The following is a 14310-nucleotide window of genomic DNA, read 5'->3' as shown; positions in this document are numbered from 1 at the left end:
TTCCACCTTGTTTATGTATTTGTATATTACATTTAAAAGATAACTTTTCAAGATTATAAAGTCAACTAACTTGACCTTTATAGTTATAGGTATAAACATGACGAAACACTGAATTTTTATTATAATAAGTTTTAAACATAAGAAAAGGAAAGAAAGCAAATGTCGACAAATAAAAATGATTATGAACATATGTTGTTTTACTTCGCATATAAAACCTTTGTTACAACTGCCGACGACATTATTGAACAATATGGCATGAGTCGTCAGCATCACCGGTTTTTATTTTTTATCAATAAATTACCAGGTATTACTATTAAAGAGTTATTACAAACTTTGGAAATCTCAAAACAAGGTTCACATGCTACATTAAGAACTTTAAAAGAAAAGGGACTTATCATAGAGAAAACGTCCGACAAAGATCGTCGAGTAAAACAATTATATTCAACTGACAGTGGGAACGCGTTAATCAATGAACTTAATTATGCTCAAGATCACTTATTACAAACAATCCAACAAAAAGTAGGTCATAATTGGTACGATATTATGGAAGAACTAGCAATTCGAAGAGATGGTTTTAAACATATAGAGCATTTAAAAGGACAAGAGTAATAAAAGATATTTTATAAACTTATATCGTTTTATATCTAATTAAAAAGTTCTCCTGAAGCAGTTGTCATTCATACTCATTCTGTATATTTGTGCTAAGTATATTAAATTTAATTTATGTTTTTTCAATCCTATTAGATTAAGGTTTTTAAAATTATTGGAAAAAAGTGTATAATTATGTCATAAGAATTTCAAAGCGATAATTGAAATGAATAAATTGAAAAGGAGTTTTGATGATGAAAAAATTAGCTATACTTTTAACTTTAGTTGGTGCAGGTTACTATGCTTTTAAAAGATATCAAAACCATGTAAACCAAGCGCCAAATATTGAATATTAATTTAGATATTTAATATAACTGTATACATGAAATTAATCCGAGATGAGGTATTACTCATCCCGGATTTTTTTAAAATCATTTTTTAAAATCATTATTTGACGTCATTAGCGAAAAAGTCGAATATGTTTTTAGCACTATCAGTATTTTCTTTATTACCTGTGAATTTTTTAGAACCAGGACCATATGCATAAGTATTAACATCTTCACCAGTATGACCATATGTTGTCCAACCAGTATGAGATTCATCATTAATTGGTTTTTGAATTGCATCTTGAAGATGTGTTGTTTGTTCTTCTACTTTAGGATCTTCGTCATCTTTACTTTTTTTAGTTAATTTTTTAAGTTTTTTAGCTTCTTTTTTAACTTTATCCATTTGTTCTTTAGGGAAATCAATGCCATAGCCTTCTTTAATAACTTTTTCAGGATCTTTTCCTGATGCGATTTCTTTAGTCATATATGAGCCAGAATGTTTCATTTGATGTATGGCTTGAGGATTCCATTTATAATCTTTGCCTTTTGCAATTGTCATACCACCAGTAGAATGGTCAGCTGTAGCCACAACTAGCGTATCTTTATGATTTTTCGCATAATCAATAGCATTTGAAAATGCTTTATCAAAGCCTTGCATTTCAGACATGACACCTGTTACATCATTTGGGTGTGCAGATTTATCAATAGAAGCACCTTCTACCATTAGGAAGAATCCTTTATCATTTTTTTCAAGTTTACTTAAAGCACTTTTTTCCATATCAACTAATAATGGGTTACTATTTGGCGCATCAATTTGAAGCGGCATATCTTCTTCTGAGAACAATCCTAATACTTGTTTTTTGCTAGATTGATTAAGCTCATTTTTGTTAGATACTACATCGTAGCCATCTTTTTTAAATTTTTCATCAAGATTGCCGTTCTCTTTGCCAAAGTATTTAGAGCCACCACCTAAAAGTACATCTACCTTATGTTTGCCATTAATTTTATCTTTATAAAATTGTTTAGCAATCTCGTCTTTTTTATCTCTTGAATCTACATGAGAAGCATAGGCAGCTGGTGTTGCGTCAGTGAGTTCAGCAGTTGATACTAATCCAGTTGATTTGCCTTTTTCTTTAGCGTCTTCTAAAACTGTTTTAACTTTTTTCTTATTTTCGTCTACACCAATGGCACCATTATACGTTTTATGACCAGAACTAAATGCAGTTGCTCCTGCAGCTGAGTCTGTCACGTTTTCTTTAGGATCGTTTGGATATGTACGATTCGTACCCTTTAAGTATTTATCAAAAGTGGTAGGATTCATAGATTTTGCAGATGGATCATTTTGGTAATAACGATAGGCCGTATTAAATGATGGACCCATACCATCACCCACTAAAAAGATGACATTTTTTGGATTTTTAGTATTACCGAAGGCTACTGCGTCATCTTTGTTTTTATCCTTACTTTTATCAGCATTTGTTTCTGAAGCTGAAGATATATTTGTCGTACTTAATAATGTTGCAGCGACTATGCTACCCGACAACAAATACTTACCAATATGTTTAAAAGATTTCATTAAAAAAGCCTCCTAAAATATGTATATACTTATTACATTTTAATTATAAGAAAATAATTTTGACTGTTTATGATATTCATGTAAATAGATTGTAAATCTATAATAAATTTTAATTACATTAAGAAATGTAAAAGTAAATCACTCATAACAAATGTATTTTTTATAATAAAGATGTAAAATAGATAATAAATACAGTGTAGTAAGAGAAATTAAGGTGTGTATTTACCATCGTAACTTCTTAAGCTAATATGACTGAGGTGAAGAAAATGATATTTGTCATGTTATCCCCATTATTTATAGTAGGTTTTATTGCTTTAAGTATTTATGAAGAAAAAAGAAGAAAAAAGAACCAAGAAGCTAAAAACAATCAAAATGAAAATCATATTCAACATCAAACTGATGAAAAAGATAAACATCAAGATAAAACAATTTAGCGCAACGAAAGGTGTATCTTAATGAAGATTTTTATAGTAGAAGATGATTTTGTCATTGCAGAAAGTTTAGCTAATGAACTTAAAAATTGGAATTATGAGGTAAGTATAGCTAAACAATTCTCAAATATTTTAGATGACTTCATCACATATCAACCTGACATAGTATTGTTAGATATTAATCTACCGACATTAAATGGATTTCATTGGTGCCAAGAAATAAGAAAGATTTCTAATGTGCCTATTATATTTATCAGTTCTCGAACGGATAATATGGATCAAATTATGGCTATCCAAATGGGTGGCGATGACTTCATAGAAAAGCCATTTAATTTATCATTAACGGTTGCTAAAGTTCAAGCATTACTTCGTCGTACCTATGATTTAGCAGTTTCCAATGATGAATTAACTGTCAAAGGTTGTAAGTTAATTATTGATGAGGCCAAAATTATTTATAACGAAGAAGCAATACAATTATCTTTAACAGAACTTCAAATCATAAAGTTATTATTCCAAAATGAAGGGAAATTCGTTAAACGCAATGCTTTGATTGAAAAATGTTGGGAATCTGAAAATTATATAGATGATAATACATTAGCCGTTAATATGACGCGACTGCGCAAGAAATTAAATCAAATTGGTTTAAAAGACTTTATTGAAACGAAGAAAAATGTTGGATATAGGGTGTAAATAAAATGATGTTACCTTTTATAAAAACAATTAAAAATGAAATTGCAATCGTCACATTAATATTATTATTATTTGCTGTGATCTTTTTTGTATTTTCACTTTCAATGAGTGCATTGCTGCTTGGTATTGCTATTGTTTTATTTATTATGCTGATTTATTGGTGGATTAGTTATTTAGGATTTCAAAAACAAGTTAATCTTAAACATAAAATAGAGGTACTTGAAGAAGAATTATTTGAAACAAAAAAACGACAAGCTGAATATCAAAAAGATATTGAAAGTTATTTTTTAACATGGGTACATCAAATTAAAACACCTATTACTGCCACCCAATTATTATTAGAACGTAATGAACATAATGTTGTTAATCAAGTAAGACAAGAAATAGTACAAATAGATAATTATACTAGTCTAGCATTAAGTTATTTGAAATTACTTAATGAAGCTTCTGATATGAGTATTTCAGAAGTAAAAATTGACGAGTTAATCAAGCCTTTAATTATGAAGTATCGTGTACATTTTATTGAACAAAATACTAAAATCCATTATCAATCAGTTGATGATAACGTATTAACCGATGCACAATGGGCATCTATATTAATAGAACAGTTGTTAAATAATGCATTAAAGTATGCACGTGGCAAAGATATTTGGATTAACTTTAACTCAGAAACAAAACAATTACATATCAAAGATAATGGTATAGGTATTAGCCAAGCAGATTTACCAAAAATCTTTGACAAAGGATATTCTGGATATAATGGGAGTCTTAATGAATCATCTAGTGGTATAGGTTTATTTATTGTTAAACACATATCTCAACATCTTAATTTAAACGTTGAAGTAGAATCAAAATTAAACAGTGGTACGCAATTTACGATTGATTTTCCAAGAGAATGATAACTTTCAAAATTGTAAGGTAACCAACAAAATTTGTAAGAAATTATAAATGTTGTTGGTTATTTTTTAATATAAAATAGGTAATGATTAGGAAAGGAGCGTCCATATGTTATTAGAAGTGAAGCAAGTTAAAAAAGTGTTTGGCAAGGGGCTAAATAGGACAGAAGCATTAAGTGATATGAATTTATTTGTTGATAAAGGTGAATTTGTAGCTATTATGGGAGAATCAGGTTCGGGAAAAACAACTTTACTTCAACTTATTGCGACGTTCGATCAATTGACAGAAGGAACGATTCAAATCGATGGTCAATCATTAGCATCACTGAAATCGAAAGATATCGCTTCATTTCGACGTGAACAATTAGGTTTTGTTTTTCAAGACTTTAATTTATTAGATTCAATGACTAACAAAGATAATATTTTAATGCCATTAGTTTTGGCTAATAAACCAGTTAAAGTTATGCAACAGCGTATTGATAACTTAGCTCAGCGTCTTAATATTAGTGATATATTAAATCAATTTCCTAACCAAATTTCTGGAGGACAAAAGCAACGAGTAGCTATAGCAAGAGCGCTTATTACACAACCCCAAATTTTATTAGCTGATGAGCCCACTGGTGCACTTGATTCGAAAAGTTCAAAACATTTAATGCAATTATTTCAACAAATTAATCAACAACAATTACAAACGATTTTGATGGTGACTCATTCTAATATTGATGCTTCATATGCGAATAGAGTCATATTTATAAAAGATGGACGTTTGTACCATGAAATTTATCGTGGAGAAGAAAGACAATCAGAATATCAAAAGCGAATTGCTGATAGTTTAGCTATCTTAAATAATGGGAGGGAGTAAATGAGATGCCCTTTTCGATGATTTGGACTATGGTTAAGCGTCATTTTGTAACACAACGACATATCATCTTACCATTTATTTTATCTTCAAGTATTATATTTGCTATAGAATACATATTATTATCTATTACGACTAATTCATATATACAACAACATCACCAAATGCTAGGTATGTTTGCAATTATTGGTAATGTATTCATGTCATTATTAGCTGTCATTTTTATCATTTATGCCAATCAATTTGTAATGAAACAACAACAAAAGACATTTTCACTGTATCTTATTTTAGGAATGGAAAAGAAACATATTAGAGTGATGTTACTTATTGAACATATAATAAAATACTGCCTTATAACGATAATTAGTATCGTGGGTGGATATTTATTTGGATCATTATTCTTTATGTTAATCAATAAAATTACGACAGGTCATCAAACTAGTTTACGTGCATATCCATTTGATGTTAAAGCAATGTGGATTACATTACTGTTGTTATTTATAGTGATGTTATTACTTTTTATGATTAATCAATTTAAAATCACGCTACAAAATCCTATGCAATTAATTAATAAAAAGGCTCATCACAAGCGACGTTATAAAAAAGTGATCAATTATATACTTCTACTTGTAGGAATTATTCTTGTGGGCAATGGTTATAGAATTGCATTGCAGGACAATACGCCTGTTGAATCTTTTTTTGCATTGTTTATAGCTATATTTTTCGTATTTTCTGGTACTTATTTATTATTTGTTTCATTCAGTGTGCTCATAATAGAAAGATTACAAAAGTTGCCAAAGTATTATTATCAACCTAAGCATTTCTTTTTAATTTCTGGTCTAAGAACACGCATGAAATCTAATGCTATTGGTTTGGCAAGCATAGCACTACTTTGTACTTTCTTAATTGTTACTTTAGGGATGACAGTAACTACATATAGAGGTTTAGATAAAAATGTAAATGAAATGTGGAAAAATCAATATGTAACGAGTGTAGATGGAGACTTTCATCATAATCAACAAACTGCTAAAAAAGTAAAAAAAGTAATTAATGATATTAAACAGAAGACGAATGCTGATACGCCAAAAGTTTATACGCAATCACTGTTTAATGTATATTTGGATGCTAATTCAGAATATCAAAGATTATTAAAACCGAGTGAAACACCAAATAAGTTTAATATTGATCCAGGGAAAAATAAAAATGTATTTATAACTGTTATGAATTTAAATGACTATAATCAATTTAATCGTCATCTCCATCTTAAAGATAATGAAGTTGGCGTAAACACTAATATGAATATTCTAGATGATTCTGACAAAATAGTCATACAAGGTAAACCTTACCATATAAAACGTGTCCATCAGACTAACGTTAATTCTCTAAGATTCAGTGAAAATATTAATTTGATAGTGAAAAATGATAGGGAATTAAATCAAATAGTTAACTACTATAACAAGTCGACATCACAATCGAACATGCATTTAACAAATACGACGATAGAGTTTAATGACTATGAGTTAAAAGGAAATGATTCACCGATAATACATGAGATTGAACGAAAACATGATATAGATATTAGTACTTATGAGCAATTTAAGAACGTTTGGTACAACATTAATGGAGGACTTATATTTGTTGGAAGTTTAGTATCATTAGTTCTATTTATTGGCATATTTTTAATTATTTATTACAAGCAAGTTTCTGAAGCACAAGAAGATGTTCAAAATTATCTTACTATGGAACATTTAGGTATTGATAATCAGAAAATCAAACACATATTGGATCAACAATTAATATGGTTATTTAGTATTCCTTTTATCGTAGCTATCATTCATACATTATTTGCTTCTAAAATTATATATGAAATTTTAGGTTTGTTTGGAGAAGTATACATAGGTATATATATTACAAGCTTTATAAGTATTGTTCTCATTGTAGGTATAATTTATTTTATTATGTATAAAATGACATCTTATTTATTTACAAAATTAGTAAAACAATTAAAGAAATAATACTTATTAAACATTGATATAATAGGGATAATTAAAATTTTATGAATTTAATTTAATAATTTAAGCATATATTAATATTCATTTGGGTAATGATTAAGAAATAGAGAAAGAGGTGTAAATTGATGAAAAGAACAATTGAACGCATCCTTGCTTGGTTAGGGATCATTACTCAATTATTTGTAATATTAATTTTAGGGGTAGCATCATTATTTGGTGGAAGAAGTGAAGTGCAAAGTGAAATAAAAAGACAAGCGAAAGAACAAGCAGCTTCTAATCCGGCCGTAGACTCAACATCACACATGTCTGAATTATTACCTTCAATCTTTAAAGTAGGTCTAATATACGGTTTAGTTATTTTTGTAATTGCAATAATTGCAACGTTATTAATAAAAAAACATGCAAAATTAGCAGGTATCTTATTATTAATTGCAGGAGTCCTATCATTAGTGATGAACTGGATAGCAGCATTATTCTGGATAATTGCTGGTATTATGTTATTAGTTAGAAAAAACAAACAAGTAGACAATCATAATGATGACAAGCATAGAAATAATGAACATCATACTAATGATCAACATAACGATAATCAACGTCATCATGAAACTGATGAAAAAAGAAATGACCGTGTAGTAGATAATCATAATGATTATGACAATCAACGTAAAGAAGACAATGTTCATAGAGAACATCGTGAAGATATAGATAATCATTTAAAAGATGATAAACAAAGAGATAACAATGTAGACAATCATCGTGATTCATATGAAGAAGAACATAGAGAAGATGATCACTTTAATGAACATAATCATCACGAAGAATTAAGTCGTCAAAAAGATAAATTAAAAAAAGACGATTCTAACAAAGATGATTTCACTGACGAAGTAACACGTCGTTTTAACGATAATAAAGAGAAATAATTAAAGTAATATCTATAAAAAGTAAATAGGCTTATTTTTAATTCAACACCTTGAAAGGAAATCAATTGAGTTCCTTTCAAGGTGTTTTGTGTTTGAGATTAAACTTATTTATTTTAGACTATTATTTGCTAAAAAAAGTAAATGTATAAAAAGATTGTTTGTAAAAGTTAATAAATACAGTTATTATGTATTGTTGTCTGCTAATTCTTTTTAAAAGGTTTAAAAAGGAAAAGTTAGGCAATAATAAGATTTGCATATCATTATATTTATATATACTAAAATAGTTTCTGCTATTTTTATTAATAATAGGTAATTAGACCAAAGTTTCAAAAATTATATAAAGAAAGGAGGTATGACGATGTATACAGTAGGTTTAGTACCATCTCCAGGCGTAGCGCACGAGCATGTGACAAAAATCATTCCTAAAGTAAAACGCTTATTATCACAACGAATTAACGATGATAGTCAGTGGAACTTTGATGTAAAAGAAGATTTAATCATTGGATCTGCGGAAGATGTACACGAAAGTGTTGATAAGGCTGAACAAATTAAAAATGAAAAAAATTGGGATTTTGCAATATGTGTGACGGATCTTCCAAGTATTTCAGGAAAAAGAGTTGTAGTGAGTGATTTTGATAATGACAAACAAGTTGCAATGTTGTCATTACCCTCATTAGGAGCAATTGATTTAAAACGAAAGTTAATCAGTAGTATCACAACTATGATTGAACAACTTTATTATAATGAACCCTTAAAGAAACCTAGTACACACCCCCTCATACATTTACGTTCTGTTGAACCTGCAGAAGATGAATCCGCTAAAAGACGCTATATCAATACATTAATGTTAATAAGTTGGATTCAGTTAATATGTGGCTTAACACGAGCAAATAAGCCGTGGAAGAATGTATTTAACTTTAAAAAAATTATTTCTGTAGCCTTTGCGACTGGAACATATGTCTCAATTTTTTCAATGCCATGGGAACTCAGTGTTATTTATTCACCATTAAGATTTATTATCTTAATGATTATATCAATAGTTGGGATGGCAGGTTGGCTTTTTTACGCCCATAGATTAATTGAAAGAAAAACAGCTAAATCTCAAAGGACTTATAGATGGATATATAATGCGACTACAATGTTGACACTTGTTGTCATTACTCTTATTAACTATTTTGTATTATATATACTGTTAACTATAAGTATTACCTTATTCGTACCAGTAAGTTTATTTAATAGTTGGACAAGTGCACAAGCTGAATTTACATTTATGAATTACGTTAGATTAATTTGGTTTGTTTCCTCACTTGGTTTATTAGCTGGTGCAATGGGATCTACAGTTGAAAATGAAGAAAAAATCCGTAAGATTACTTATTCATATCGTCAGTACCAACGTTATAAAGAAGCTCAAGAAGAACAACAAGAGGAAGAACAGCAACATGATCCATCACATCAAGAAGTGGAACAGCAATCTTCAAGTGATGATCGTAATGATGATTTAAACAAAGGCAAGAAACAAGAGCACAGAGAGGAGGGACGCTAATGTCGCAACGAAAAATGATTGGTTTAGTAGTAGCACCTGGTGTTACAGAAGCACTTGCAGAAAAAATAATGGAAGATGTTCCTGATATTTTATCTGAACAAAATGAAAATCAATATGAATGGGAAATTGACTTAGTTGTCGATCCTCTGACTGGTTATGCTGAAAATGTAGAAGATATATTTAGTAAAGTTCAAGAGTATCACGATGAACGTGAGTGGGATTACGTTCTTGCAATTACAGATTTACCTATTTTTCATCAACATCGTGTGATGGCTGTAGATATTAATATGAAAAATGGTGCTGCTATCTTTTCTTATCCTGCATTTGGTTGGAGACCAGTTAAAAAGCGTTTTAAAAGTGCGATTTTAACAATTATCAATGAAGTGCATCATGCTGAACAAGATCATCGTGACTATGATGAAAATAACAATATTGAACAAAGTATAAAGCAACAGTTTCCTTTATCTAAAATCGATAAAACGCAAGTATATTTAGAAAATACAGAGACTCATCATACACGATATTTATCAAGCTCTAGAACAAGAGGTATGTTTAGGTTAGTTAGCGGCATGACATTTGCGAACAATCCACTCAATATGATGGCTAGTTTAAGTAATATTGTAGCTATCGCTTTTACTACAGGCGCCTTTGGTTTAATATTTACTACCATGTGGCAGATGGCTGACAATTTCTCAATGTGGCGATTATTTGGTATCTCTATTATTGCAATATTAGGTATGTTGCTATGGATTATGGTGTCACATGATCTGTGGGAATCTTCAAAGCACAGCAAAAATAAAAGAATCACCTTATTATATAATTTAACAACTGTTATGACATTGTTTATTGCAATTATCATATATTATATTATTCTCTATTTAATGTTTTTATTCGCAGAATTAGTTCTTTTACCAGCAGATTTCTTAGGAAAACAAATTAGTCTTAAAGGTCCAGCTGGCCCTGATTTATATTTAAGCATTCCTTGGTTTGCAGCATCTATTTCCACAGTAGCAGGTGCTATTGGTGCTGGATTACTCGATGAAAAATTAATAAAAGAAAGTACGTATGGTTATCGACAACGCATTCGATATGAAGACACACATCAAGACCAGGATTCATAAAAAGTATCGCCCTTTTTGGAGCGGTACTTTTTTATTAATTGATAGGATTAAAACAATTAATTTTAAAAATGTAAAAGAAAAGATAGTCATTTTACATAAATTAATTTAAAATATTGTATAACAATATTTTTAAAACTATAAACTGTGAACGATTATTGAGAGAAGGGAACGATGAAAATGAAATATTGTCCCAATTGTGGAAATGAATTAAAGTCTGGGCAAGCATTTTGTAATAAATGTGGGAAGTCTTTAAATAATCAGGATAAAGCAACTTCATCGGCATCACAAAATGAACAAACTAATCAACAGTATCCAGATCGTAATCAATATAACCCTCAACAAAATAAAAAGACTAAAAAACCGATATGGATCGTGATTTTATCAATTATCTTTATTCTATTGATAGCAGCATTGTTATATGGCGCTTATTATTTTTATAACAATGTAATCAATAATAGTTCTGACGATAATCAAACTACAGAGACAAATAAAAAATCTAAAGATACTAGTAAATCAAATGATAACGCATCAAATGATAAAAAAGGTTCAGAAAAAGCACCAACGATTGATGTATTTAGTAGTAACTTCGATCAAGGTTATATGAAATCTGCTTCTACTGATGGTTACAAAGGCATTTATGAAGATATGACGAGAAAAGAAGTTGAAAGTAAATTTGGCAAGCCTACAGGCAAAGTTGATGGGGGCCAAACATATTATGAAAAATATGGTGATTTAGCCGTGTTATATTCTGGTGATAAAGTTGATCGAGTGGGTGTAGCACCTTCGAATGTATCAGAAGATGATTTTACAGACGTATATAATGAGCCAGATGAACGTAAAGGCGATGAATTGATTTACGATAGTAATAAAGATAATGATTTCTCAGTCGTTGTGCATAGTAAAAAAGGCAAAATCACTTTAATTGAAAATATGGATCAATTGTAATTGGATAAATAATCAGTTAAATCTGGTTGAATTAGACTGTCGACAAAGTATATGACTTTGTGGGCAGTTTTTTTATTCGTGCTTTCTTAGGAAATCTTTTAGTTTGGTATTTTACACAGCTATATCTTTCAAAATATCAAGGTGATAATACTGTTTTTATGCGAGTTAACGCATAATTGATAACAATAAAGGTATTATTTCCTGAGAAATGTTAAGTAAGATACTGTTTATAGACCACTTATCTTTAAATTTGAAATCAAATCGTATCAAATGGTACTAAAAAAGAGATGTAATTACACTATCATTTACTGTTTCAACGTTTTGGTACATAATGAAAGTAATCGAATCCGACTTAAAAATTAATATGTATAATAGAATTTTAAGATGATTAGCTATTAGTATTTGAACGCTTACAGATTGAACGTTTAAATTTAAAATTAATAAAAAATATAGAACGACAAATCATTTCATATATAAAGTACGGATTTAAAGAATTTAGTATTGAAGATAAGAGGTGAAAACAGTGAAGATTAACATCACAAATAGTCCTTTCAATGAGGAACAAGCAGAACAACTTAATGAATTACTTCAAACACTATCACCCGAACAAAAAATGTGGTTAAGTGGATACATTTTAGTTAGTGAACAAGTGTCAAATAATGAAAAAGAATCAACTTCCACGTTGAACTCAAGTGATTCAGTACAAAGTAATCAACAGACTGAAGCGCTACTAGCTGAAAAGGAACCAGAAGTTACTCCAGAATCGCGAACAATTACCATTTTATATGGTTCTGAAACAGGAAATGCACAAAGTTTGGCTGAAATATTTGAAGAAAGACTTGTGAACCTAGGAAACGATGTCACATTAAAATCAATGGAAGATTTCAATACTTCTGATCTTAAGAAAGTAGAAGACTTATTTATTATTACCTCAACATATGGCGAAGGTGACCCACCAGACAATGCATTTGAATTTCACGAAGCGTTACATAGACGCGAAGCACCAAAATTAGATGGTGTAAGATTTTCAGTATTAGCTTTAGGTGATCAAACCTATGAATATTTCTGTCAAGCTGGTAAAGATTTTGACATTAGATTAGATGAATTAGGTGCTGAACGTATCTATGACCGTATAGATTGTGATGTAGATTATGAAGAAGACGCTGAAAAATGGATGGCCAATGTGATTAATTCAATTGGTTCTAAACCTGAAGATACAGAGAGTGAACAGGTGGTAAGTGAGTCTATAAAATTAGCAAAAGAAAGAAAATATTCTAAATCAAATCCTTATGAAGCGGAAGTATTAGAAAATATTAATTTAAATGGTGAAGGCTCAAATAAAGAAACACGTCATGTTGAATTACTATTAGATAATTTTGGTGAAGACTTTGAACCAGGGGATTGTATTGTTGTGTTACCACAAAACGATCCAGCTATAGTAGAGTTATTAATCAGTACATTAGGTTGGGATTATGAAGATCAAGTACTTATCAACGATGATGGAGATACACTTAACTTAGAAGAAGCCTTATCATCCTATTTTGAAATTACGAAACTAACAAAGCCATTGTTAGAAAATGCTGCTGTGTTATTTGATAATGATGATTTAAAAGAGAGAGTTCAAGATAAAGAATGGATTCAAAATTATATTGACGGTCGAGACCTTATCGATTTATTAAATGATTTTGATACAACAGAATTACAACCAGATAACCTATTCCAATTATTGAGAAAATTACCGCCTAGAGAGTATTCAATTTCAAGTAGTTATAAAGCGATACCTGATGAAGTACATATTACGGTCGGTGCAGTTAGATATCAATCACATGGTCGTAATAGAAAAGGTGTATGCTCTGTAGAATTTGCAGAACGCCTTCAACCGGGTGATACAGTACCAATTTATTTAAAACGTAATCCGAATTTTAAATTCCCTCAAGATAGTGATATTCCAGTTATCATGATTGGACCAGGAACAGGCATTGCACCATTTAGAAGTTATATGCAAGAAAGAGAAGAACTTGGGTTAAAAGGAAATACATGGCTATTCTTCGGTGAACAACATTTTGAAACGGATTTTCTATACCAGGAAGATTGGCAAGAGTGGTTGGATAAAGGTTATCTAACTCAACTAGATGTTGCTTTTTCTAGAGATACTGAACACAAAGTGTACGTACAACATCGTATTTTAGAAAATAGTGAGCAATTTAATGAATGGATTCAAAACGGAGCGGCTATTTACATTTGTGGAGACGAAAAACAAATGGCTAAAGATGTACATCAAACAATTAAAGAAGTATTGATAAAAGAACAAAATTTATCTGAAACAGAAGCTGAAGATTATCTAAAACAAATGAAAAAAGAAAATAGATATCAAAGAGATGTCTATTAAAATAGAAATGGGGA

General features: G+C 29.9%; 13 protein-coding genes. 12 read left to right on the top strand and 1 reads right to left on the bottom strand.

Features of this window, described 5'->3' with window-relative positions; translation table 11 throughout:
- The first annotated feature begins 159 nt into the window (after window positions 1-159).
- Both Q4528_RS01395 and Q4528_RS01390 read left to right on the top strand, forming a co-directional pair.
- Window positions 160-609 carry a MarR family winged helix-turn-helix transcriptional regulator gene (locus Q4528_RS01395; RefSeq protein WP_017637238.1) on the top strand — a complete coding sequence of 150 codons (450 nt, stop codon included), beginning with the start codon at window positions 160-162 and terminating at the stop codon, window positions 607-609.
- A 233-nt stretch (window positions 610-842) separates the two neighbouring features.
- Window positions 843-944, top strand: coding sequence for an SE2200 family small protein (locus Q4528_RS01390; RefSeq protein ID WP_017637237.1), 102 nt, complete (start codon window positions 843-845; stop codon window positions 942-944).
- Window positions 945-1035: 91 nt separating this feature from the next.
- Here Q4528_RS01390 and Q4528_RS01385 read toward each other — a convergent pair whose 3' ends face one another.
- On the bottom strand, window positions 1036-2490 hold the full coding sequence (locus Q4528_RS01385) for an alkaline phosphatase (RefSeq protein WP_029055919.1): 1455 nt from the start codon (window positions 2488-2490) through the stop codon (window positions 1036-1038).
- Between the two features lie 266 nt (window positions 2491-2756).
- Between Q4528_RS01385 and Q4528_RS01380 the strand changes: the two genes are divergently transcribed.
- From Q4528_RS01380 to Q4528_RS01335, 10 genes are all read left to right on the top strand, one after another.
- Window positions 2757-2924, top strand: coding sequence for a hypothetical protein (locus tag Q4528_RS01380; protein WP_017637236.1), 168 nt, complete (start codon window positions 2757-2759; stop codon window positions 2922-2924).
- Window positions 2925-2945: 21 nt separating this feature from the next.
- Window positions 2946-3611 carry a response regulator transcription factor gene (locus tag Q4528_RS01375; RefSeq protein WP_046466948.1) on the top strand — a complete coding sequence of 222 codons (666 nt, stop codon included), beginning with the start codon at window positions 2946-2948 and terminating at the stop codon, window positions 3609-3611.
- A gap of 5 nt (window positions 3612-3616) precedes the next feature.
- Window positions 3617-4510, top strand: coding sequence for a sensor histidine kinase (locus Q4528_RS01370; protein WP_046466949.1), 894 nt, complete (start codon window positions 3617-3619; stop codon window positions 4508-4510).
- Between the two features lie 106 nt (window positions 4511-4616).
- On the top strand, window positions 4617-5369 hold the full coding sequence (locus Q4528_RS01365; RefSeq protein WP_017637232.1) for an ABC transporter ATP-binding protein: 753 nt from the start codon (window positions 4617-4619) through the stop codon (window positions 5367-5369).
- Window positions 5370-5374: 5 nt separating this feature from the next.
- Window positions 5375-7381: an FtsX-like permease family protein gene (locus Q4528_RS01360; protein WP_046466950.1), complete on the top strand. Its 2007-nt coding sequence runs from the start codon at window positions 5375-5377 to the stop codon at window positions 7379-7381.
- Between the two features lie 122 nt (window positions 7382-7503).
- The gene (locus Q4528_RS01355) at window positions 7504-8298 is read left to right on the top strand and encodes a DUF4064 domain-containing protein (protein WP_029055924.1); all 795 of its coding nucleotides are present in this window, start codon (window positions 7504-7506) and stop codon (window positions 8296-8298) included.
- Between the two features lie 358 nt (window positions 8299-8656).
- Window positions 8657-9841, top strand: coding sequence for a voltage-gated chloride channel family protein (locus Q4528_RS01350; RefSeq protein ID WP_017636665.1), 1185 nt, complete (start codon window positions 8657-8659; stop codon window positions 9839-9841).
- The gene (locus Q4528_RS01345; RefSeq protein ID WP_017636664.1) at window positions 9841-10962 is read left to right on the top strand and encodes a hypothetical protein; all 1122 of its coding nucleotides are present in this window, start codon (window positions 9841-9843) and stop codon (window positions 10960-10962) included. The genes Q4528_RS01350 and Q4528_RS01345 overlap by 1 nt, the downstream gene beginning before the upstream one ends.
- A 177-nt stretch (window positions 10963-11139) precedes the next feature.
- Window positions 11140-11907, top strand: a complete 768-nt coding sequence (locus Q4528_RS01340) for a zinc-ribbon domain-containing protein (RefSeq protein ID WP_026083450.1) — start codon at window positions 11140-11142, stop codon at window positions 11905-11907.
- Between the two features lie 523 nt (window positions 11908-12430).
- Window positions 12431-14296, top strand: a complete 1866-nt coding sequence (locus Q4528_RS01335; RefSeq protein ID WP_046466951.1) for an assimilatory sulfite reductase (NADPH) flavoprotein subunit — start codon at window positions 12431-12433, stop codon at window positions 14294-14296.
- Window positions 14297-14310 lie beyond the last annotated feature (14 nt).

This window comes from Staphylococcus pasteuri (genome assembly GCF_030547725.1).
In the GTDB taxonomy this organism is placed as follows: Bacteria; Bacillota; Bacilli; order Staphylococcales; family Staphylococcaceae; genus Staphylococcus; species Staphylococcus pasteuri.
This window is presented reverse-complemented; position numbering and strand designations above follow the sequence as displayed.